The sequence below is a fragment of the Streptomyces sp. V2I9 genome, assembly GCF_030817475.1.
Lineage (GTDB): Bacteria > Actinomycetota > Actinomycetes > Streptomycetales > Streptomycetaceae > Streptomyces.
The window spans coordinates 3,463,545-3,485,575 of sequence record NZ_JAUSZJ010000002.1 but is presented as its reverse complement, the minus strand read 5'-3'; the positions used below and the strand labels follow the sequence as shown (position 1 = coordinate 3,485,575).

Annotated in this window: 19 protein-coding genes; 9 read left to right on the top strand and 10 right to left on the bottom strand. The window is 72.5% G+C overall.

Annotated elements, in window-relative coordinates; all coding sequences use genetic code 11:
- Positions 1 to 74: 74 nt before the first annotated feature.
- Positions 75 to 1,571, bottom strand: a complete 1,497-nt coding sequence (locus QFZ71_RS15285) for a ParB/Srx family N-terminal domain-containing protein (protein ID WP_307668776.1) — start codon at positions 1,569 to 1,571, stop codon at positions 75 to 77.
- A gap of 284 nt (positions 1,572 to 1,855) precedes the next feature.
- Here QFZ71_RS15285 and QFZ71_RS15280 point away from each other — a divergent pair, with 284 nt between their 5' ends.
- Positions 1,856 to 2,101 (top strand): hypothetical protein, encoded by a 246-nt coding sequence (locus tag QFZ71_RS15280; RefSeq protein ID WP_307668775.1) that lies wholly within the window; start codon positions 1,856 to 1,858, stop codon positions 2,099 to 2,101.
- Between the two features lie 206 nt (positions 2,102 to 2,307).
- Here QFZ71_RS15280 and QFZ71_RS15275 read toward each other — a convergent pair whose 3' ends face one another.
- Both QFZ71_RS15275 and QFZ71_RS15270 read right to left on the bottom strand, forming a co-directional pair.
- Positions 2,308 to 4,077: a SpoIIE family protein phosphatase gene (locus QFZ71_RS15275; protein WP_307668774.1), complete on the bottom strand. Its 1,770-nt coding sequence runs from the start codon at positions 4,075 to 4,077 to the stop codon at positions 2,308 to 2,310.
- 86 nt (positions 4,078 to 4,163) lie between these two features.
- Positions 4,164 to 4,925 carry an alpha/beta family hydrolase gene (locus tag QFZ71_RS15270; protein ID WP_307668773.1) on the bottom strand — a complete coding sequence of 254 codons (762 nt, stop codon included), beginning with the start codon at positions 4,923 to 4,925 and terminating at the stop codon, positions 4,164 to 4,166.
- Between the two features lie 226 nt (positions 4,926 to 5,151).
- On the opposite strand from QFZ71_RS15270, the gene QFZ71_RS15265 reads away from it, so the two are divergent.
- From QFZ71_RS15265 to QFZ71_RS15255, 3 genes are all read left to right on the top strand, one after another.
- Positions 5,152 to 5,637 (top strand): peroxiredoxin, encoded by a 486-nt coding sequence (locus QFZ71_RS15265; protein WP_307668772.1) that lies wholly within the window; start codon positions 5,152 to 5,154, stop codon positions 5,635 to 5,637.
- A 104-nt stretch (positions 5,638 to 5,741) separates the two neighbouring features.
- On the top strand, positions 5,742 to 6,251 hold the full coding sequence (locus tag QFZ71_RS15260) for a hypothetical protein (protein WP_307668771.1): 510 nt from the start codon (positions 5,742 to 5,744) through the stop codon (positions 6,249 to 6,251).
- A gap of 139 nt (positions 6,252 to 6,390) precedes the next feature.
- Positions 6,391 to 7,872 carry a flotillin family protein gene (locus tag QFZ71_RS15255; protein ID WP_307668770.1) on the top strand — a complete coding sequence of 494 codons (1,482 nt, stop codon included), beginning with the start codon at positions 6,391 to 6,393 and terminating at the stop codon, positions 7,870 to 7,872.
- A gap of 215 nt (positions 7,873 to 8,087) precedes the next feature.
- On the opposite strand, the gene QFZ71_RS15250 is transcribed toward QFZ71_RS15255, so the two are convergent.
- The 4 genes from QFZ71_RS15250 to QFZ71_RS15235 all read right to left on the bottom strand — a co-directional run bounded on the left by QFZ71_RS15250 (position 8,088) and on the right by QFZ71_RS15235 (position 11,772).
- A complete protein-coding gene (locus tag QFZ71_RS15250) occupies positions 8,088 to 8,795 on the bottom strand; it encodes a hypothetical protein (protein WP_307668769.1) in 708 nt (235 codons plus the stop codon).
- Between the two features lie 898 nt (positions 8,796 to 9,693).
- Positions 9,694 to 10,290 (bottom strand): hypothetical protein, encoded by a 597-nt coding sequence (locus QFZ71_RS15245; protein WP_307668768.1) that lies wholly within the window; start codon positions 10,288 to 10,290, stop codon positions 9,694 to 9,696.
- A 135-nt stretch (positions 10,291 to 10,425) separates the two neighbouring features.
- Positions 10,426 to 10,920: a hypothetical protein gene (locus QFZ71_RS15240; protein WP_307671463.1), complete on the bottom strand. Its 495-nt coding sequence runs from the start codon at positions 10,918 to 10,920 to the stop codon at positions 10,426 to 10,428.
- 207 nt (positions 10,921 to 11,127) lie between these two features.
- Positions 11,128 to 11,772 carry a dihydrofolate reductase family protein gene (locus QFZ71_RS15235; protein WP_307668767.1) on the bottom strand — a complete coding sequence of 215 codons (645 nt, stop codon included), beginning with the start codon at positions 11,770 to 11,772 and terminating at the stop codon, positions 11,128 to 11,130.
- A 219-nt stretch (positions 11,773 to 11,991) separates the two neighbouring features.
- Here QFZ71_RS15235 and QFZ71_RS15230 point away from each other — a divergent pair, with 219 nt between their 5' ends.
- The 3 genes from QFZ71_RS15230 to QFZ71_RS15220 all read left to right on the top strand — a co-directional run bounded on the left by QFZ71_RS15230 (position 11,992) and on the right by QFZ71_RS15220 (position 14,623).
- Positions 11,992 to 12,546, top strand: a complete 555-nt coding sequence (locus tag QFZ71_RS15230) for a flavoprotein (RefSeq protein ID WP_307668766.1) — start codon at positions 11,992 to 11,994, stop codon at positions 12,544 to 12,546.
- 317 nt (positions 12,547 to 12,863) lie between these two features.
- Positions 12,864 to 13,334, top strand: a complete 471-nt coding sequence (locus tag QFZ71_RS15225; RefSeq protein ID WP_010056578.1) for a cation:proton antiporter regulatory subunit — start codon at positions 12,864 to 12,866, stop codon at positions 13,332 to 13,334.
- 2 nt (positions 13,335 to 13,336) lie between these two features.
- Entirely contained in the window at positions 13,337 to 14,623 is a 1,287-nt protein-coding gene (locus tag QFZ71_RS15220; RefSeq protein ID WP_307668765.1) for a cation:proton antiporter, read from the top strand.
- 162 nt (positions 14,624 to 14,785) lie between these two features.
- Here the strand turns inward: QFZ71_RS15220 and hemC are convergent, their stop codons facing one another.
- A complete protein-coding gene (gene hemC / locus QFZ71_RS15215) occupies positions 14,786 to 15,718 on the bottom strand; it encodes a hydroxymethylbilane synthase (protein ID WP_307668764.1) in 933 nt (310 codons plus the stop codon).
- A 309-nt stretch (positions 15,719 to 16,027) separates the two neighbouring features.
- Between hemC and QFZ71_RS15210 the strand changes: the two genes are divergently transcribed.
- Positions 16,028 to 16,483 (top strand): tellurite resistance TerB family protein, encoded by a 456-nt coding sequence (locus QFZ71_RS15210; RefSeq protein ID WP_307668763.1) that lies wholly within the window; start codon positions 16,028 to 16,030, stop codon positions 16,481 to 16,483.
- 377 nt (positions 16,484 to 16,860) lie between these two features.
- Here the strand turns inward: QFZ71_RS15210 and QFZ71_RS15205 are convergent, their stop codons facing one another.
- A complete protein-coding gene (locus QFZ71_RS15205; RefSeq protein WP_307668762.1) occupies positions 16,861 to 17,934 on the bottom strand; it encodes a CdaR family transcriptional regulator in 1,074 nt (357 codons plus the stop codon).
- A gap of 595 nt (positions 17,935 to 18,529) precedes the next feature.
- Between QFZ71_RS15205 and QFZ71_RS15200 the strand changes: the two genes are divergently transcribed.
- The gene (locus QFZ71_RS15200; protein WP_307668761.1) at positions 18,530 to 20,536 is read left to right on the top strand and encodes an NAD-binding protein; all 2,007 of its coding nucleotides are present in this window, start codon (positions 18,530 to 18,532) and stop codon (positions 20,534 to 20,536) included.
- A 160-nt stretch (positions 20,537 to 20,696) separates the two neighbouring features.
- Here the strand turns inward: QFZ71_RS15200 and trpS are convergent, their stop codons facing one another.
- A complete protein-coding gene (trpS, locus tag QFZ71_RS15195; protein ID WP_307668760.1) occupies positions 20,697 to 21,785 on the bottom strand; it encodes a tryptophan--tRNA ligase in 1,089 nt (362 codons plus the stop codon).
- Positions 21,786 to 22,031: the final 246 nt, after the last annotated feature.

Here is a 22,031-nt window from a genome sequence, read left to right as displayed (position 1 = left end):
TCGGAGGCCCCGGTGCCGGGCCGCGGCGCGGAGTTCGGCCGGGCGCAGGGCCGGCGCGCGGCCCGGCACCCGGATCAGAGCGCGGAGCACTGCCCCGTACGCGGGCCCCCCACCTCGTTGGCGCGGCCCGGACCGGCCACCGGTTCGGGACGGTTGGCCGAACACACCAGCGGGCCGGTGACCGTGTTGGCGGCGAACCGCACCCCGCCGGTGTTGCCGGTGAGGACGACCGGGCCCTCGACGGTGTTCGCCGTGCAGCCCGGACCCCCCACGCGGACGGGACCGGTCGCACGGCTCACCGAGACCGGGCCGGACACCCGTGAACCGCACACGTGGACGGCGGCCGCCCGGTCGGCCTGGACCGGGCCGTCGAGCGTGGAGCCGGTGACCACGAGGGCCGCGCCGGGACGGACGACGACCGGGCCGCGCTGCGCCGCCCGGTCCAGGCAGGTGACGCCGCTCGTGACGGTCAGCGGGCCTCTGCGGGGACCGGTGACCCTGGTGGTGCAGGCGGGGGCGGCCACGATGCGGGACTTGTAGACCAGGGACTCGGCGAGCTTGCCCGGCTTGGGGTCGCTCAGCGGACGCCCCAGCTTGGCGAACTCCCCGCCGGTCTCCTTCTTGCCGCCGTTCCATGCCTCGATCCGGCCGAGCTGCGCGGCGGTCCTCCCGTCGTCCACGACCGCGTCGGGGGCGAGCGCGGCCATCGACTTCGAGGCACGCTTCACCAGGTCGAGATACGGGCCCGGAGCGGTCAGGTCGTACGCGCTCACATCGTGCTCGCCGCGCAGCCAGGCCCCCCACGAGAACTCCAGGAACTCCGTCGCCCCGTCCGGGACCTCGTAGCCGATGTCACGGGTGAAGTAGACGAGGCTGCGGTACGGGTCGTCGCGGAAGTGGGTGATCCCGAGGCGCTCCGGCAGCTGGTTCACCGTCAGCGGGCGGTTGTTCTCGTCACGCAGCCACACCTTCTTCTCGGCGGTCATCCGCTGCCAGAACGCGGAGGGGGACAGCGAGCTGAAGTTGTCGGTGACGCGGAGCCGGATGTGCGTCGCGGGCGAGCCGTCCGGGCCCTCCAGGAAGGACGTCAGGGTGTGGTGCCCGTCGGTGAGGTACAGCTTGCCGCCCGGCCCGACGACGGCGGTCTTCATCGGCGCGATCGTCTCGGGCGTCTCCTGCCCGAGAGGCACGGTGCAGGTGAAGCTCGACGGGTCGCCCAGCCGGGCGCCGGGGCCGGCCGACGCGGCCTCCCCCTGGCCGTTGGTCTCGCACCACTCGTCGAAGCGCTTGTTGACGCCGCCCGCCGCCTCGTCGCGGTCGCTGCCGTAGCGGCCGAGCTTGTAGAAGACCTGGTCGAAACCGAGGACGGCCTGCGTCGGGTGCAGTTCGCCGAGCGTGACGTCGATCAGGTCGCCCGGCTGGGCGCAGACCCGCGGCAGCGGACCGCTCCCGGCGCACGGGTCGGCGGCCGCCGCGCCGGTCCCCGCACCGGCCACGACCGTGCCCGCCGCCAGCGCACCGGCCAGCAGCAGCGCCCCGCGCCGCGGCAGCCGCGCCCTCGATCTGTTCATGAACGTGCCCTCCTGCGTGATGGTCTTCCGCGAGGGACCTTCGCAAGGCCCGGCGACCCCCGCGCGGACGCCGCGTGAACGCGGGATGTCGCCGGGGTGCCACGGCGGGACCGCCGTGCCGGTGCGGCCGCGGCGGGGCACCGGACCGGGGTCGTACGTCCGCCGGTGCGGACCCGCCGCCGCACCCCTCCCGGTCCGTTTGCGGGCACGGCGGACACCCGGTTACGTGGACGGGGAGGGCCCGCCCGCGAAGGGGCCGGCCCCACCGCCTGGAGGTGGCACCGATGGCGAAGAACCGGTCAGCACCCGGCAAGGGCGCGCGCGGCGGCAAGGTCGGGCTCATGCTGAGCCTGGGCAGCAGCGCGCTCGCGGTCATCAGGGCGTCGAAGCAGATCCGTCGGACCAGGGGCACGCACGACAAGCTGAACACCGCCGACGCGGTGGCGGGGATGCTGCCGCTGATCACCTCGGCCGCCCTCGTCCTGCGTCAGTTGCGCGGCCGGAAGCGGGACACTCCGGAGACGGCCTGAGCCGGAAGCGGCCCGAGCCGGGCAGCACCCCACCCGAGAGGTTGGACACCCGAGAAGCCGGAGGCCCCCGAGAAGCCGGACACCCGAGAGGCCGGAGACCCGAGAGGCCGGAGAGGCCGGAGACCCGAGAGGCCGGAGATCATCACCCTGCCCCCGGCGCTGACCGCCCTGGCGACCGGGGTACGCCGCTGAGCCCGACCGGCCGGTCACTCCGGCGGCGTGGGCCGCACCACCGACGGATCCTCGCGGATGCGGGACGCGAGGACGGCGATGTCGTCCTCCGCGTCATCGCCGAACCGGTCCAGCACCCGGTCCAGAAGGTCCTCCAGACCACCGCCGGGCGGCAGGGTCAGCGAGGCCAGCCGCCGTACCGACACGTCGATGTCCTCGCCCCGGCGCTCCACCAGCCCGTCGGTGTACATGAACAGCACGGTCCCCGGACCGCAGGGCACGGACGCGGTCCGGTAGCCGCCGAATCCGGTGCCGAGCGGCGGCCCGACCGGCACCGGCACGACCCGCGCCGCGGCGGTGCCGGGGTCGATGAAGACCGGGGGGAGGTGGCCCGCGCTGGCCACCTCGCACACCCCGCCGAACCGGTCGACGACGGCGAGGAGGCAGGTCGCCGCCCGGTCCAGGCCCGACCGCTCCACCATCCCGTCGAGCTGCTCCAGGATCTGGTGCGGCGGGAGGTCCTCCTGTGCCAGCAGCCGCAGCAGGGAGCGGTACTGGCTCATCGCCACGGCCGCCTCCACACCGTGGCCCATCACGTCGCCCATCGCCTTGAGGTGCCTGCCGTCCCGGAGCGGCACGACGTCGAACCAGTCGCCGCCGACCAGGACGCCCTGGTCGGCGGGGCGGTAGCGGGTGGCGACCTCGACGTGGGGGTGGGGCCCCCAGGGCTCGGACAGCAGTGAGCGCTGGAGCTCGCGGGCGATGCTGTGCTCGTGGTCGTAGCGACGGGCGTGGTCGAGGTCGACGCCCGCCCGGAGGGCCAGTTCGCGGGCCACGGCGACGTCCTGGTCGTCGAAGGAGGGGGAGCCCTCGGCCCGGACGAGGCTGAGCGCGCCGAGCGGCCGGGTGCGCGCGGTGAGCGGGACGACGAGCGCCTGGCGCAGGCCGAGCGCGCGGGAGGTGGTGATCCGGTCCGATGTGGAGGCGCTGCGCCCGTGCGGGTGGTCCTCCCAGTCGTCGATGACCGGTTCGTTCTCCGCGAGGCAGCGAGCCACCGCGGAGTCCGGCGCGAAATCGACGTACTCCCCCGGATGGCCGAACTCCTGCATCACCTCGTCGAGGTCGCCGTCGCCCCGCAGCGCAGCCCGCCGCAGCCGTACGACACCGGGGGCCGGGCGGCGCACGGAGTGCCCCACCTCGGCCGGGAACACGTCGACCGCCGCGACGTCGGCGAAGGCGGGCACCACGAAGTCGGTCAACTCCCGGCAGGTGGTGTCCATGTCGAGCGTGGTGCCGATCCGGACGGCGGCGGTGCTGAGCAGGGCGACACGGCCGCGGGCCTGTTCCAGCTCCTCGTGCTGCCGGACGGTGTCGGTGATCTCGACGACGATCGCCATCAGCCCGCAGCCCTCGCCGTCCGCGTCGAGCCGGTGGTAGGTGGCCCTCCAGAGCTGCTGGCCCGGCCCGTCCGCCGCCCAGGTCCGCCCGCTGATCGTCTCCTCGCGGGGCTTTCCGTCGGCCAGCACGGCGCGCATGGTGGTGGCCCGACCGTTCAGCTCGGGCAGCACCTGGAAGAAGGTCCGTCCGAGGTGGGAGGCGGCGGGAAGGCCGTTGAGCCGTTCGAGGGCCGGGTTGACGTAGGTGTAGCGGAGGTTGTGGTCGAGCACCGCAACGGCGGCCGGATTGCCGTCGAACAGGGCCGCGACCGTTTTCGGGTCGAAGAACGACGGCATGCCGTCGTCGCACGCATCGGCCTGCAAGACCTTTCCTCCCGCCCTCGTCGCCCCCGAGTCCTGGGACTCCATCGTCGGCCGCCCCTCCTCGCACCGCATCCGCAGGACGACCGATCAGCGGCCCGGCGGTGGACGGCTCGGGAGAGCAGTTCGGCGGGTCAGCGCGCGAGATCCGTCCGGTCAGGGAACGGACCGGAGCCAGGACCGGAGCCGAGATCGAGGTCCAGGTCGAGGTCCAGGTCGAGGGTGCCCTCGGTGGCCTCCGCCGTGGGCGGCAGGGCCAGCGCCGCGCCGACCGGACCGGGCAGACTGCCGGAACCGAGCAGTCCCACGACCAGCGTGGTGGTGAGGCGGTGCCAGGCGGGGGCCCGGCGGAGCATGGCGTGGTCGCCGCCCCGGACCGTGATCATGCAGGTACGGGCGCCGGCCCGGCGGGCCCGCGCGGTGAGCGACTGGCTGGCCCGGGGGCTGGTCAGCCGGTCCCGGTTACTGTGGACGAGGACGACGTCACGGCCCGCGAGCTGGGTGACCGGGTCTCCCGGCGGACACCACGGGGCCAGCCCGACGACGCCCCGTACCAAGGGGTGCCCGGCGGCTCGGAGGGCGGCGCGCGCCCCCATGGAGTGGCCGAGGAGCACCACCGGCAGCTCGTCCCCCGCCTCTTCCCGTAGCGCGTCCAGAGCGGCCACGGCGTCGTGGAAGGGGTCCGCGCGGGTGCCGTTCCAGCCTCGGTGGGCGTACCGCACCTGCTGGACGAGGACGTTCCCGCCGGGGGCGCGGACGGCCCGGCCGAGCGCCCGGACGAAGGGGCGCATCCGGGTGCCGGGCAGATTGAGCAGCCCCGGCGGCGGGGGTTCCGTACCGGCCTCGCGCCCGCCGTGCAGGACGAGCACCGCTGCCGACGGCGGTCGTTGAACCACGCGTACCTCCAGGTCCGGATGCGGGGCGCGGAGCCCCCTCGTCCCCGTATACGTCGCCGGGGCCGCTCCGGATGGGGCGTACGGGCCGACAGGCCGGCGAACCGGTCGCCCCCGTGACGACGGGGCGGGCGCGAGGGGCGGGAAGTGCCGTCCACTGTACGGTCACGGGCGCGGAACCATTCGTGGCGTCAGCACCATCCCCGTACATGACACCGAAGGAGCCTCCATGGCATCAGGACCCCAACTCGGCAGCATGGCACCGGACTTCACGCTTCCGGGCGGATCACTCTCGGGCGATTCGTTCGAACGCGCCGACTACCGGCTCTCCTCCGCCCGCGGCCGGTCGGTGGTGCTGGCGTTCTATCCGGGGGACAACACCAGCGTCTGCACGAAGCAGCTGTGCTCGTACTCCTCGGGCATGGAAGTGTTCGAGGGGCTCGACGCCGATGTCTGGGGAATCAGTCCACAGGGTGTGGACAGTCATGAGTCGTTCGCCCGCGCGTACGACCTCCGGATGCCCCTGCTGGCCGACGAAGGCCGCGAGACCGCGAGGGCGTACGGAGTCGCCGCGCCGGGAATCGGGGTGCGGCGGGCGGTCTTCCTCATCGACCCGGACGGGGTGCTGCGCTGGAAGCACGTGGCGCTGCTCGGAGCGACCTTCCAGTCGCTCTCCACGCTCACGGACCGTTTGTCCGGCATCAAAGAGGCGTAAATATTGCCGGGTTCCGGCAGTGACTGAGGCAGGTGCCGTATGGGACCATCCAGCCAGATCGACGTAAGACATTCGGGGGAAGCCGCCAGGCGGGGAGTGATCACGTGACCTTCTTTCTCGGTCTCGGCATTGCGGGGATCGCCCTGCTCGCCTTCTCCCTGATCTTCGACGGCCTTCTCGAAGGTCTCTTCGGGGGCGTGCTCGACGGCCTGTTCGACGGGCTGCTGTCGCTCCCGGTGATCGCCGGATTCGTCTCGATGCTCGGCTTCGGCGGGGCCATCGTGCTCGGCACGACGGGGGTCGGAACGGTCGCGGCCACGGCTGTCGGCTGCGCGGCCGGTCTGGTGGCGGGCTGGCTGACCTGGAAGCTCAGCCAGGCCCTGATGCGCGACCAGACCCACACCACGCCGCGCGCATCCGACCTGGTCGGCACGGCGGGTTCCGTCGTGACGGCCATCCCGGCAGGGGGCTACGGCGAGGTGCTGCTGCGCCTGGGCGGCCAGCCCGTGAAGTACGCGGCCAAGGCGGCCGCGCCCGTCGCGCGCGGCACCGAGATCTGGGTGGAAGAGGCGCTGTCGACCACCTCGGTCGCGGTCCGCCCGGTGGAGCGCTGACCGCGCGAGACCCGGTTCGCCCGGCGCCCGCCGCCCTTCTTCTTTCGTCTTTCGCCCATGACCGACGATCAACTCCACAGCTCTGCCCAGCTCCACGACAATCTGCCGTCCCCCACGGGAGGCAGGGGGGACACATCCCATGAGTCCAGTAGTCATCGCCGTCATCGGCATCGTCGTACTCCTCGTCCTGCTCGGCCTCGTCGTCATCACGCGCTACAAGGTGGCCGGGCCCAGCGAGGCGTTCATCATCACCGGCCGCCGGGGCAAGAAGTCGACGGACCCGGTCACGGGCCTCACCAGCATCGACAACAGCGGTCAGAAGGTCGTCGTCGGCGGCGGCGTCTTCGTCGTGCCGTTCGTCCAGCAGAAGTTCACGCTGGACCTCTCCAGCCGCCACATCCCGATCGCCGTGCGCGGCGCGGTGACGCTGCGCGGCGTGAAGTCGAACCTCGAAGGCGTCGCCATCGTCAAGGTCGGCGGCAGCGAGGACGCGATCCGCGCCGCCGCCCAGCGCTTCCTCCAGCAGCAGGACGGCATCGTCGGCTTCACCCAGGAAGTGCTCTCCGGCGCGCTCCGCGCGATCGTCGGCCGGATGTCGGTCGAGGACATCATCCGGGACCGGGCCGCGTTCGCCGGGCAGGTGGCGGAGGAGGCCGAGGCCAGCCTCTCCGGTCAGGGCCTGATCCTGGACGCCTTCCAGATCCAGGACATCACCACCGAGGGCTCCTACCTGGAGGACCTCGGCCGCCCGGAGGCAGCCCGCGCCAAGCAGGAGGCGGACATCGCCGAGGCCATCGCGAAGCGCGCCTCGGAGCAGGCCCGGCTGAAGGCGGCCGAGGAGATCGCCATCGCCGAGCGGACGTACTACCTGAAGCAGGCCGAAATCAAGGCCGAGACGGAGGCGGCGGCCGCCAAGGCCAACGCCGCCGGCCCGCTCGCCGAAGCCGCCCGCCAGCAGGAAGTCCTCGCCGAGCAGGAGAAGGTCGCCGAGCGCCAGGCCGCGCTGACCGACCGCGAGCTGGACACGAAGGTCCGTAAGCCCGCCGACGCCGCCCGCTACCAGGCCGAGCAGGAGGCGGAGGCCCGCCGCATCGCCCAGGTCAAGGAGGCCGAGGCCGACGCGGAGCGCTCGCGCCTGACCGGTCAGGGCGAGAAGCTGCACCGTTCGGCGCTGGCCGACGCGGTCCGCATCGAGGGTGAGGCGGAGGCCGCGTCGATCGCCGCCAAGGGTGCGGCCGAGGCCGAGGCCATGCGGAAGAAGGCGGACGCGTTCGCGCAGTACGGTGACGCGGCCGTCCTCCAGATGCTGGTTGAGGTCCTCCCGAGCGTCGTGGCGAAGGCTTCCGAGCCGCTGAGCGCCATCGACAAGATGACGGTCATCTCCACGGACGGCGCGAGCCAGCTGGCCCGCACGGTCACGGACAACGTCGCGCAGGGCATGGAGCTGCTCAGCTCGACGACGGGCGTGGACCTGGCGTCGCTCCTGAACAACCTCACGTCCCGTACGGGCACGGTGCCCGCGCCCACGACCGGGGAAGCCGGTACGGCGGCGGGCGCCGCGACGACGGGCGAACCGGGCACGGGGTCGCGGCAGAACGGCGAGATCGAGATCAAGGGCTGACGCCGGGGCGGGACTTCCACGCCCTCAACGGCAGCCCGGTCGGACCGGTCGGACCGAGCGCACCGGTCGCACCGAGCGCACCGAGCGGCAGGCCGGGCCGGTCAGGCCGGTAAGTGCCCGGAAGCCCCACGGGGGTTCCGGGCACAGCCATGTCCGGCTCGGCCCTCGCCACGCCCTGGCCTGCCACCCGATCGGCCGGGCGACAGGCCTCCGGCTCAGCCCGGCCGACCGGCTTCCGGCTCGGCCTGGCGGTCGGCGGCAGCGGCGACGGCGGCGGCCAACCGCCCGCGCCACCCGCTCGGTTGCACCTCCTCGGGTCCGGGCCGGGCATCACCGCCGAGGCCGGCGATCCGGTACTCGGCCCACCGCGCCCAGGCGGCCTCCTGCTGGCAGTCGGGGCACTGGGTCTCACCCGCCAGGGACCGGAAGACGTGCTCGGTCCCCGGCCCTTCGCAGGTGACGAGCGGAGCGACGTACCGGGGGACGGCGACCACGGACGAGGACTCGGGCGCCGATGCGAGTTCGCGTAGGGACGCGGGCCCACGTTCACGCCGGGGCGCGGGCCCACGTTCACGCCGGGGCGCGGGCTCGACGCCCCGCTCCAAGGCACCGGGTTCGTGCCCGACGCTCACGCGGGCAAGGGGCTCGGGCATCTTCTGCACCAGCCGGTGCCGCAGGAACCCCACGGCGGACCGCACGCCACCGGCCGGCAGGTCACTGGTCAGCACCCGCCGCAGGTCGCTCCCGGACATCCCGCGCCGTAACCACTCGACGGCCTGCCCGACGAGGGCTCGGGCTTCGGCCGCGCCGAGGTACAGCTCCCGATGGGAATGCCGCAGGGACAACAACACCCGCTCGGCCTCGACGGCTTCGGGCGCGTCAGGTGTCTCGGGCACTCCGAGCGCGTCAGGCGTCTCGGGCACCTCGGGTACCTCGGGCACCTCCGGCGCTTCGGTGGGTGGGCGGGATGAGTTCTTCTCCCGTTCTTCGTCTACCGGTAGGTGGTGACCGACGGTCCGACGCCCCGGCTGACCGACCGCCGGAAGGTGCGCACTCGGAGGAGAGGAGCGACGGAGAGAGGAACAGGAAGAAGCCGGGGGAGGAGCACCGAGCGTGCCACCCGGCGCACGGCCGCCCCCGCTCCCCAGCTGATCCCCTTCCTTCCGCCACACGTCACACGCCCCGGCATCGTCCAACGGGACATTGGAGAAGAGTTGACGGGTCGCCCACCACCCACGCTCGCCGGAGACCCGCCGCTCATGCACGAAGCCGTTCGTGAGCAACTGCTCCTTGACGCGCTGGAAGGCGCGCCCCTTGAGGCCCAACTTCCGCGCGTGCTCGGACAGGGGGAGGTGGGCCTGCCCCTCGGGCAGCCCCTGGACGTAGAGAATCAGGATCTTCGCGTCGCCGCACAGACGCGGGTGGCGCACGACATCGTGCGAGGCCTTCGTGTAGCGCCGGGAGGGCGCGATAGCATGCCGAAGCATCCCAGTGGAGCCTTTCTTCCACTAGTTGGGTGAAGGCCCTCGGATCGGTGCTCGAACACCACCGGGGGCCGCCCCATGCACGTACGCATACGCACGTACATGCACGGAGCGTGATGACACGATCACGGTACCGCAGCGGAGAAGGCGCGCCGACCACCAGCGGAAAACCCCACTCGACCAGGTGACGGGCGAATTCCGGCCAGCTCAGTCGCTGTTGGTGCCGACGAGCCGGCGAGTGCCTCGCGCAGGAGACGACGGGCGCTCCGCCGAACCGGACCGACGGTCGACAACACCCCCGGTCGACAGCCACACCCCTCCGAACGAGCCGCCCCGGTCACCTCCCGCCGAGCGGCGAGCGCCAACCGGGATCGTGCGACGCCCGTCGCTCAAGATGGCCCAGCAGATGAGCGGCGGCAACCTCCACGGTGGCCTCGGGCACCCCAACGCCCCTCAGCGCAGCGGCAGTCCGCCCGCGCACGGCCTCCTCCTCCCACACCCCACCCAGACACGGCAGAAGCAACAGGAACCGCTCGGCCCACTCCCGGACACCGTCACCACCGAAAGCGGGACCGTCAGCAAGGCCGGTCAGCTCGCTCCACGACAGCCGGACCTCTCCGCACGAAGTCGAGCCCGCACGGAGGTAGTCCACTCCGAACTCATCACCGAGATTCCGGTAGACCACGACGACCCCGCCCTCGGAGCCCTGATCCCCCGTCAGAACCCGGAAGGCCGGCCACCGCTCGGGATCGAAGAGAACCTCGGAGAGGGCATCGGCATCCGCCCCGTCACCCCCGAACCACTCAGGCTCAGCACGCCCACCGCACGCCCCGTCCGCACACAGCCCCAGCAGATGACAGCTCCAGAACCCCGGATGTCCGACCAGCGCCTCCCCGGCAACCACCGGCCCGTGCCCATACCCCGTGATCAACACACGCGGATTATGGCTCACCCCGTACCGGGCCGGAGGAACCTGAGCGCACCGGGCAGCACCCGTATGACCCCGGGTACTGCTCAAGCCCGGTCCACGAGCCGACGGAAGCGCCTCGAACCTCACGGCCGGGGGATACTACTCCGCCGCCGCGTCCGCCTCCTCCATCTGCGTCAGCGCGTCCGTGATCATGCGGGTAGCGAAGTTCGGGTCGTCCGTCATGCGGTTGATGTGTTCCGCCAGCAGGAACGCCGTCGCCTGGAGCGGGGTCAGCTCCGTGCGCTTCCAGTCGCCGTACTGCTGGCGCCACAGCGTGGGGCTCAGGCCGATGGCGGCGGCGATGGCCATGCCGGACATCGTGGGGATGGTCTCGGGAGGGATGCTCATGGTCATCTGCCGGAGCGTGGTGACCAGGGTCGGCACCACGTACTCGATGACGTCCTTGTCGTGCGCCTCGTGAGCCTCCCGCAGCCACTTCATGTACATGAAAATCAGCGTGCACGCACCGTCCAGCACGTCGTCCACGCCCTGCGGGCCCAGCGACGAGATGAGCTGCTGGACCAGGCGCTCCTGTTCGGGGTCGGGGCCGGTCCCGCCCGCGTGGACGCTTCTGAGCCGGGAGTCGATCATCATGAGCGCCGCGCCCACATCGCCGGCGGGAGCGTAACGGGGGTGAAAAGACGACACGGCAAGGGTCCTTCCCGGGTGGCTGCCGTCGGGCAGCACGCGGTGTCCGGGCGGCGCTCCGTACCTCTGCGCACCCGGACGACTACGCATCCGACTCTCCCCGATCCGCCGCGCCCCCGTCGGGCACTTCCCGAATTCGGCCGGGCCCTGGCGTCACTTTCGCCAGAACAGGTGGTGTGTCATGCCACTCGGGCTCGGGACGACGTCCAGGTGGTAGCGGTCGCGCAGGTCGTCGGGCGAGTCCCAGAGGCGCAGGCCGCTCCCCAGCTTCAGCGGAGCGACCGCCACGTGCAGGGTGTCGATCAGGCCGGCGTCGAGGAACTCCCGGATCGTGGTGACGCCGCCGCCGAGCCGGACGTCCTTGCCGTCCGCCGCCTCACGGGCGCGCTCCAGCACCGTCGCCGGGTCGCCGTCGACGAAGTGGAACGTGGTGTCGGAGAGCGTGAACGACGGGCGTGCGTGGTGGGTCATCACGAACACCGGTGTACGGAACGGGGGTTCGCCGCCCCACCAGCCCTGCCAGTCGTGGTTCTCCCACGGGCCGCGTTGCGGGCCGAACTTGTTCCGGCCCATGATCTCGGCCCCGATGTTGTGCGTGAAGTCCCGCGTGAAGTAGTCGTCCAGGCCCCGGCTTCCGCCCGGCTCGGTGCGGTTGGGCCAGCTCGCCGTCGCGCCCGCCCAGGAGAAGAGGGCGCCGGGGTCGACGTCGCCGAACGGCCGCTCCAGCGTCTGGTTCTCGCCTGCGGCGACGCCGTCCTCGGAGAGGGTGAAGTTCTGGACCCTCAGCAGCTGTGCCATGCGTTCCTCCTGCTTCTGTGCGGTCACCGACCGGTGTCGGACGACAGGTCAGACCTGTCGCGGCGGCGGAAGTCATCGGTCTCGCCGCCGTGTTCACCGCCCCGCTCTCCCGGCCGCCTCCGTCACCCTCGCCGTACGCTGCCTGCATCACACCGCGCCACGCCGCACCGATCCGGCGCACCACACCGTCACCGCGATCAGATCAGTGGGGGTTTCCTCATGAGCGAGCCGTCCGGACCTCGGGCCCGTAAGCCGTTCCTGTACGTCGTCGTCTGCGCGGCCGGCGTCGCCCGTGACGTCGACATCCTGCTCGCCGCCGCGCAGGACGCCGGCTGGGACGTGGGCGTCGTCGCCACCCCGCAGGGGCTGGGCTTCCTCGACACGGCGGCCGTCGAGACGCGGACCGGGCACCCGATCCGCTCGGCCTGGCGCTCCCCCGGCGGGCCCCGGCCGTTCCCGGACCCGGACGCGATCGTCGTCGCACCCGCCACGTTCAACACCGTCAACAAGTGGGCGGCCGGGATCGCGGACACCCTGGCCCTCGGCATCCTCTGCGAGGCGTACGGGCAGGGCGTCCCCACCGCCGTCCTCCCGGCGGTGAACTCCTTCCTGGCCCAGCACCCCGCGTACGTCGAGAGCCTGGCCCGGCTGCGCGGCATGGGCGTCCGGATCAGTGGCAGCACACCGCACACACCCACGTCGGGTGACACGGCCGCCTTCCCGTGGGAGGAGGCCCTGGAACTGCTCGCCCCGGGCCGTTCGGCGCGGAGCTGAGCGGCTGCCGGCGTCGCACCGGTGGGGGCCGAACGCCGCTCGGGACGGGAGTGACGGCCGGGGCGGGTTCACGACGGTCGCCGCGCTCCTCGTGTCGTTCGATCAGAGGTGCGTTCAGGCCAGGTGCGACAGGGCAGGCTCCGGAGCGCGGCCCCGTACAGCACCGGGGCGTGACCCCGTACAACTCCGGGGCGCGGCCCCGTACAACTCCGTCCCGATCACGACCCCTCGACGTAATTCGGCCACCCGATAAGGTCATGGCCGGATAAAGAGATCGTCAAGTGCGCGCCTACCGCCGCACATCTCGGGAGGAAGTCATGGGAACCCGCCGCACGTCACTGCCCGGAGTGGGTGCTCAGTACGACTTCACGACCGAGACGGGCCAGCACATCTCGGTCGTCGTCCACCACGACGGCCGCCGGTTCATCGGGTTCTACGAACAGGACGATCCTGATGCGTGCCAACTCTCCGTCCCCCTGACGACGACCGAGGCCACCGCCCTCGCGCACCTCATCGATCCGGCGCCCATCGACGCCGTACGGACCGAGGGCATCGACCTGGTCACCGAGCACATCCCGCTCGGGTCCCGCTCCCCGTACGGCGGGCGGCTGCTGGGGGAGACGCGGGCGCGGACCCGGACCGGGGCGTCCATCGTGGCGGTGCTGCGCACCCACAGCGCGCACCCGTCACCGGAACCGGATTTTCGACTGGCCATCGGGGACACCCTCGTCGCCGTCGGTACACGTGAGGGCGTCGACGCGCTCTCCGAGATCATTGCGGAGGGCTGACCGTGCATGACACGACTGCATTGCTGGTGGAGCTGGGAGCCGTCATCCTCGGGCTCGGGCTCGTCGGGCGGTTCGCCGGCCGGATCGGACTCTCCCCCATCCCGCTCTACCTGCTGGCGGGGCTCGCGTTCGGGCACGGCGGGCTGATCCCGCTCAAGGCCAGCGAGGAGTTCACGATGGTCGGCGCCGAGATCGGCGTCATCCTGCTGCTCCTCCTGCTGGGTCTCGAGTACAGCGCGTCCGAGCTGGTCACCAGTCTCAAGACGCAGTACCCGTCCGGTGCCGTGGACTTCGTGCTGAACGCGACGCCCGGCGCCGTCGCCGCCCTGATGCTCGGCTGGGGACCGGTCGGCGCCGTCGCGCTCGCCGGTGTCACCTGGATCTCCTCCTCCGGCGTGATCGCCAAGGTGATGACCGACCTCGGCCGGCTCGGCAACCGGGAGACCCCCGTCATCCTCGGCGTCCTCGTCATGGAGGACCTGGCGATGGCGATCTACCTGCCGCTGCTGACCGCCATGCTCGCCGGGGTCAGCCTGGCCGGTGGCAGCCTCGCCCTCGTCATCGCGCTCGGGGCCGTCGGGTTCGTCCTGTACCTGGCGCTGCGCCACGGCCGTCTGATCAGCCGCGCGGTCTCCTCCGACAACCCGGAGATGCTGCTCCTGGTCGTCCTCGGCCTCACCGTCCTGGTCGCCGGCGTCGCCCAGCAGCTCCAGGTCTCGGCGGCCGTCGGCGCGTTCCTCGTCGGCATCGCGCTCTCCGGCGAGGTCGCCGAGGGCGCCCGCAAGCTGCTCACCCCGCTGCGGGACCTGTTCGCCGCCGTGTTCTTCGTCTTCTTCGGACTCTCCACCAACCCCGCCGACATCCCGCCGGTGCTGCTTCCCGCCGCCCTGCTGGCCGTCGTCACCACCTTCACCAAGATCGCCACCGGCTACTACGCGGCCCGGCGCGCCGGAATCGGCTCGCGCGGCCGCTGGCGGGCGGGCGGCACCCTCGTGGCGCGCGGGGAGTTCTCCATCGTCATCGCCGGTCTGGCCGTGGCCACCGAGCCGCGCATCGGTCCCATCGCCACCGCGTACGTCCTGATCCTCGTCGTCCTCGGCCCGCTCACCGCCCGGTGGACACAGCCCATCGCGGCGAGGATCGAGGCCCGGCGCGGCGGTGGTGGAGACGGGAGCGCGGGCGGGAGCGGGGAGACGGCCGCCGAACCGGTAGCCAAGGCCGCCCCCGAGCGCCGGCTGGGCACGCACGACGACCTCACCCCGGAACCGGCGGGCGAGAAGCGCGAGTAGCCCCCGTAGGCACTTCCGTACGTAGGGACGCAGGCCGGAGCCCCCGGACCCCACCACGCCGGTGGGGTCCGGGGGCTCCGTCGTCGTTCGGTCCGGCCCGTACGCCTGCGGCCGTGAGCACCTCTTCGTCCGTCTCCGTGCGTCAGCGCTCCTCCGTGCGGTTCAGTGCGCGATGCCGTCGATCAGCTCCCGCGCCCCCTGGCGCAGCAGCGCGACCGCGACGGACGTGCCCAAGGTGGCGGGGTCCAGGGGCCCCGCCCATTCGTGCGCGTTCAGCACGGTCTTGCCGTCCGGTGTGAACACCTTCGCCCGCAGCGACAGGTCGCCGTTCCGCTCGACCCGCGCGTACCCGGCGATCGGGCTGTTGCAGTGGCCCTGGAGCACATGGAGGAACATCCGCTCGGCGGTCGTCTCGCGGTGGGCTGCCGGGTCGCCGAGCGCGCTCACCACGTCGATGACGGCGTCGTCGCCCTCGCGGCACTGGAGCGCCAGCACCCCCGCACCGATCGGCGGGCACATCACCTCGGTCGACAGGATCTCGGTGATCACGTCCGCGCGGTCGATGCGCTCCAGGCCCGACGCGGCCAGCAGCAGCGCGTCCGCCTCCCCGGCCGCGAGCTTCTCCAGGCGGCGGTTGGCGTTGCCGCGCATCGGTACGCAGTCGAGGTGCGGGTGCGAGGCGGCGAGCTGGGCGGAACGGCGTACCGAGGAGGTGCCGATCCGGGTGCCGGCGGGCAGCTCGTCGAGCGCCAGCCCCCTCGGGTGGATCAGGGCGTCGCGGATGTCGTCGCGCCGGAGGAAGGCGGCGAAGACCGTGCCGGCGGGCAGCGGACGGTCCGCCGGGATGTCCTTGACGCAGTGCACCGCCAGGTCCGCCTCCCCGGCGAGCAGTGCCTGATCGACCTCCTTGGTGAACGCGCCCTTCCCCTCGACCAAGCTGAGATCGCCCATCCACTTGTCACCGGTGGTCTTCACCGGGACCACCTCCGTACGGATGCCGGGGTGCAGGGCGGCCAACTCGGCTCGGACGCGCTCCACTTGAGCGAGAGCCATGGGGGAGTCACGGGAGACGACGCGGATCAGATCGACGGACATGGCGTCACGATAGAGGGTCGGGTCGCTGTTTCACCGACCGGACTCGGCGTTCATGTCCGCTTTCGGACGCGGCCGTTGACGGTTCGGAACGCGGCGACCCTCCGCACATCCGTGCGGGCGGTCATCCGTACGGTGCGGCTCCCGCGCCGGTCGAGCCGGGTCACACGCCTGACAAGGAGCCGTCTTGCCCACCGTTCTCTACACACCTGTAGAGTTACCTCGGTCCCGGCTCGCACCACACCGTGGATCGCGGTACGCAGCACGCAACAAGCAGTGCAGTAGGTAGCACGCAGCAGGTAGGGAGACGCCATGGCTCTGTGGGATCGCATCAAGGAATCCGCGTCGTCGATGCAGGCGCAGTTGGAGACGAAGAAGAACGAGCTGAAGTCGGGGTCGTTCCGGGACGCGAGCATGGCCATGTGCGCCCTGGTCGCCGCCGCCGACGGTTCCGTCGACCCCTCGGAGCGCCTGCGCGTCGCCACGCTCATCGGGACCAACGACGTCCTGCGCAACTTCCCGGCCGAGGACCTGCAACGGCGCTTCAACGCGTACGTCGACCAGCTCACCGCCGACTTCGCCTTCGGCAAGGTCAGCGTGCTCCAGGAGATCGCCAAGGCGAAGAAGAAGCCCGCCGAAGCCCGTGCCGTGATCCAGATCGGCATCGTCATCGGCGGCGCGGACGGCGACTTCGACGCCTCCGAGCGCGGCGTCGTCCGGGAGGCGTGCTTCACGCTCGACCTGCCGCCGCACGAGTTCGACCTCTGACCCGTCAGGCCACGACGGACTCCGGGCCGGACCCCCGGCAGCCCGGTCCGGAGCCGAGAGACCGTGCCCGGCCCGGAGACCGTGCCCAGCCCCGGAACCCGTGACGCCCGGCCCGGAGACCGGCGGCCGGCCGGACCCCGCCGTCCCGTCCGCACGGCCCGTCCCTGAACCGCACGCCCCCGCTCCCGTGTCGCACGAACCCCCGCATCCCCCGAACCGCCGGTGCGGTCGCGTGGTCCGGCCGACCACCGGTCCGCGTCCCCGTCCGCACCGGCTGCCGGGGGTGCCCCACCCCCTTGGGGCACCCCCGGCCGCACCCCCGGACCCGCGCCCTCCCCCGGCGCGGGTCCGGGGACCTTCCGGCGCGGGGCCGGGCGTCACAGCTCCTTGGCCGGCCAGTCCAGCAGCCGCGCGCCGATGACCGCCGTCTGGAGGCTGTAGCGGTGCATCGGGTCCGAGGGATCCGACCCGGTCAGCTGGTGGATGCGCTCCAGCCGGTACGTCAACGCCCGTACGCTCAGCGCCAGTCGACGGGCGGTCTCGGCGGCGACGCAGCCCGCGTCGAAGTAGACCGCCAACGTGTTCAGCAGTGGTTCCGCGCCGCCCCGCGCCTTCTGGAGCGGGCCCAGCTCACTGCGCACCAGATCGGCCATCGCCTGCCGGTCCCGCGTCAGCACCGGATAGACCAGCAGGTCGGAGGCGTAGAGCACCGGGTCCTCCATGCTCATCCGGTCCGCCAGATCGAGGGCTTCGAGCGCCTCGTCGTACGAGTGGACCACCCCGCCGGGGCCCTTGTGCGGGCGGCCGACCGCGACCTGGCCGCCGTCCGTCGCCGCGTGCGCCTGCTTGGCGAAGTAGCGCAGCACGTCGGGCTGGCTGCCCGGAGCGATGCAGACGATCCGGCCGTCCTTCGTCGTCAGCAGGATCTTGCGGCCGCTGAACCGCGTCAGCAACGCCGCCTCCACACTGCGCGGCACCGCGTCCGTCTCCGTGTACGCCTCCGGGCCCGTCGCCACCGCCACCGCGTGCGCGCGGGAAAGCCGCAGGCCGAAGCGGGTCGCCCGCTCCGCGAGCCGGACCAGGTCGCTGCGCCCGTACAGCAGGTCGTCGATGAACTCCCGGCGCGCCGCCTCCTCCCGCCGTACGGTGAGCCGCTGGGCACGCTCGAACCCCTCGGCGAACGCGTCGACCGCCTGCTCCACCGCGGCCAGGAGGGCATCGGTGGCGGCAGGGGATTTTCCGGCAGCGGAGCGCGGCCATGCCTCACGCGTCTGCGCCAAGTGCATCGTGACCAGCGCGCGCAGTTGGTACCCGGCGTCCGCCGCCGCACGACCGAGCGCCCGCCGCGCCTCCAGTTCGTCACGGGTCAAGCGACGGCCGGTCTGGGCGACTTCGCCCAGAATATAGACATAATCGCCCAGCATGTCGTCGGGAATCCTCGGCTCCGCCACGCACGCTCCTTCAGCCCTGCAACAGTCCTGTCATTTCCCCAACGCACTCAGGGCGGTGCCGGTGCCCGGCATCAGCACCGCGTAAAGATTGCCGGGTTCCGGCAGTGCGTGGTACCGCCACGTGGTGTCAGGATCAGGTCAGCACCAACACGGGGGAAACACACCGGAGAAGCACGCCGGTGACGCACGGGGGAAGTACGGGGGAGCACGGGAACGGGGGTGCGGGAGCCTCTCGGATCTCGGGGTCCGCGCCGTCCACGGGGGATCGGGGACGGCGCGGGTCCAGGGTCCGGCGCGGGCGTCCCGCGGGGAACGCCCCGGTCGCCGCGGCAGGTTCGACCACACCGCGGGGCCGGGCCCCCGTCACCCGCCCACCGGCTCCCGGCCACCGGTCCGAACGCCCCCGCGCCGGAACGGATGAGACGCACCGTCACGGCGACGAGGCGCGTGACCACAGGGGGTGGGACCGATGGACGCATTCCTGAGCACGGCACTCGCCTTCCCCGCCGTCCTGGCCGGTACGGTCCTGCGGGACCGGAGCGATACCGGCGGCACCGCCCACTGACCGGGAAGACCGAGCCGGAAGGATGACGGCATGCTGGGTCTCGTGCCTCCACTTCCTCAGCAGCCGGGACGCCCGCCGCCCTCCGGCCACATGATCGTCTGCGGTGACGACGCCCTGGCGCGACGGCTCGCCGTGGAGCTGCGCTACATCTACGGGGAACGGGTCACGCTGCTCCTGCCGCCGGGCCGGGACGCGAACGGCCCCGAGACGCCGCTGACCCAACGGGGCCGTGCGGCAGCCCTGTTCGGCCGGATGTCGGCGGCGATGAACCGCGCGGGCAACGGCAACGGCGCCGCCGGCGGAAGCGGCGACACCAATGCCGGGGTCGAGGCCGTCCGCATCATGGAGGCCCCCGAGCCCTCGGACGACGTCCTGGAGGAGGCGGGCATCGACCGGGCCGCCGCCCTCGCCCTCGTCTACGACGACGACGAGCGCAACATCCGCGCCGCCCTCACCGCCCGCCGCCTCAACCCCCGTCTGCGGCTGGTGATCCGGCTCTACAACCGCAAGCTCGGCCAGCACCTGGAGGAGCTGCTCGACCAGGCGGCGGCCGTCGCCATGCCCGGCATCGACCCGACGCTGCTGGACGCCTCCACCACCGTCCTCTCCGACGCCGACACCGCCGCCCCGGCCCTCGCCGCCACCGCCCTCACCGGCAGCAGCAAGATCATTCAGGCGGAGGGGCTGCTCCTGCGCGCCGCCGAACGCCCTCCGCCGCGCCCCGGTGAGAGCGCCGACCCCGGCCTGTGCACCCTCGCGCTGCTCTCCTCCACCACCAACGACCCGGCGGGCGCGGAGGGTTCGGAGACGAGCGGCGACGAGGCCCCGCTGCTGCTGCCCGACGAGAGCACCGTCGCCGCCGCGACCGGCCGGGGCACGGTGGTCCTCGAAGCGATCAGCCGGGCCGATCCGGACCGCCCCGCGACCCGGATGGGCGGCCGGGGCGCGCCGCTCTCCCAGGTCTTCTCGCGCCGCCTGCGCTGGTCGGCCCTCGGCGTCGCGCTCTCCGCGCTGGCCCTGGTGATCGCCTCGCTGCTGACCACCGAGGACTCCGCGCTCCAGTCCACGTACCTGACCCTGCTCGACCTGCTGGGCATGAACGACCCGGCGGAGGACGGCCCCCCGGCCCGGCAGATCATCCAGCTCCTCTCCGGCATCGCCGGACTGTTCCTGCTGCCGCTGCTGATCGCCGCCGTCCTGGAGGCGTTCGGCACCCTGCGCACGGCCTCCTCGCTGCGCCGCCCGCCGCGCGGACTGTCGGGACACGTGGTGCTGCTGGGCCTCGGCAAGATCGGTACGCGCGTCCTCGTACGCCTCCGCGAGCTCGGCATCCCCGTGGTCGTCGTCGAGGAGGACCCCGAGGCGCGGGGTATCCCGCTGGCCCGCTCGATGCACGTGCCGACCGTCATCGGCGACGTCACCCAGGAAGGTGTCCTGGAGGCGGCCAAGATCCGCCGTGCCCACGCCCTCCTCGCGCTGACCAGCATCGACACGACGAACCTGGAAGCGACGCTGTACGCCCGCTCGGTGAAACCGGATCTGAGGGTGGCGCTGCGGCTGTACGACGACGAGTTCGCCACCGCCGTCTACCGCACCCTGCGCACCGCGCACCCCCAAGCCCTGACCCGCTCCCGCTCCGTGTCCCATCTGGCCGCCCCGTCGTTCGCGGTCGCCATGATGGGCCGGCAGATCCTCGGCGCGGTCCCGGTCGAGCGGAAGGTGATGCTGTTCGCGGCACTGGAGGTGGCGGGGCACCCGCAGTTGGAGGGCCGCACGGTCGAGCAGGCCTTCCGGTCCGGCGCGTGGCGGGTGCTGGCCCTCGACGCCACCCCGCCCGCCGACCGCAACCCCGACCTCGCCGCGCTCCCGCCGTACGACCCGGCGAGCGACGGCGCGACGCCGCCGCCCTCCGGCCTGGTCTGGGACCTGCACCCCGGCTACGTCCTGCGCGCCCGGGACCGCGTGGTGATCGCCGCCACCCGCCGGGGCCTCGCGGAACTGCTGCGCCGCCGGCGGACGGCCGCCTCACGGCAGTAGGCGGCCGGGGGGGGGCCGGCTCCACCGGTCCCACCAGGGGTCGCCGGAGCCGGTGGGGACGGGGCGGCCGGGGGAACCGCCGGACGGGGTCGCCGGAGCCGGTGGGGACGGGGCTGCCGGGGGAACCGGCGGGCGGGCCGCTGCCGGTGGTACGGGGCCGCTACCGGAACGCGCCCATCGCCTCCCTCACCTGGTCCAGCGTGGCCTCCGCCAGCGCGTTCGCCCGCTCGTTGCCCGCGCGGAGCACCGACCGTACGTACGTCAGGTCCTTCGCGTACTCCGCCCGCCGGGCCCGGAAGGGGGCAAGACGGGTGTTGACCGCGTCGGTCACCGTCCGCTTGAGCGCGGCCGCCCCGCCGTCGCCGATCTCCGCCGCGACCTCGTGCGGGTCCCGCTCCAGACAGAGTGCGGTCAGCAGGACCAGCGAGGAGACGTTGGGGCGGGCGTCCGGGTCGTACGTGATGTGCCGGTCGGCGTCCGTGGTGGCGCCCTTGATCAGGCGCGCGGTCTCGTCGGCGGTGGCGGAGAGCGGGACGGAGTTGGCACGGCTCTTGCTCATCTTCGTGCCGTCCGTGCCGAGCAGCAGGGGCGCGGTGGAGAGCAGGGTCTCCGGCTCCGGGAAGACGTGGCCGTACCGCTCGTTGAAGCGGCGGGCGACCGTGCGGGTGACCTCCAGGTGGGGCGCCTGGTCCCGGCCGACCGGGACCAGGTTGCCCTTGCAGGACAGGATGTCGGCGGCCTGGTGGACCGGATAGGTGAGCATCAGCCCGCTGACGGCGGACTGCCGGGAGTGCGCGATCTCGTCCTTCACCGTGGGGTTGCGGTTCAGCTCGGCGACGGAGACGAGGCTGAGGAAGGGCAGCAGGAGCTGGTTGAGCGCGGGAACGGCGCTGTGGCAGAAGACGGTGGACCGGGCGGGGTCGATGCCGAGGGCCAGGTAGTCCAGGAGCAGCCCGTCGGTGTACTCCCCGAGCCGCTCGGCGGTGTCCCGGTCGGTGATGACCTGGTAGTCGGGGATGAGGACGATGACGTCCACGCCGAGGTTCTGGAGGCGCACCCGGTTGAGCAGCGAACCGAAGTAGTGGCCGAGGTGGAGGGGGCCGGTCGGGCGGTCCCCGGTGAGAACCCGGAAACTGCCGGGGTCCTGGGCGATGCGGCGTTCCAGTTCCGTGCCGCTGCCGGGCTCGGCGGCGGGAGGCCGCTGGGCGGCAGAGCCGGTGGTGGTGGCGGCCGGGAGCGTGGTGGTCATGGTGGGTGTCTCTCCTCGCGTGAGTGCTGCGTGAGGGACGGCCCCGCCGGTGAGCGCCGCTGCGCTCCGTCTCCGTGTCCGCTGCGCCGTACAAGGGCAGCGAAAAGGGCCGTCCATGTCGAACGGCCCTGGTTCCGTGCAGATGCTGTGGCCGCTCCTATGAGGAGCGCCACCAGTTTCGGCACGGGACGGAGGTCATGGCCCGAGTGTACGAGCTGCGGGTCCGGCGCAGTAGTTCCTCCGGGG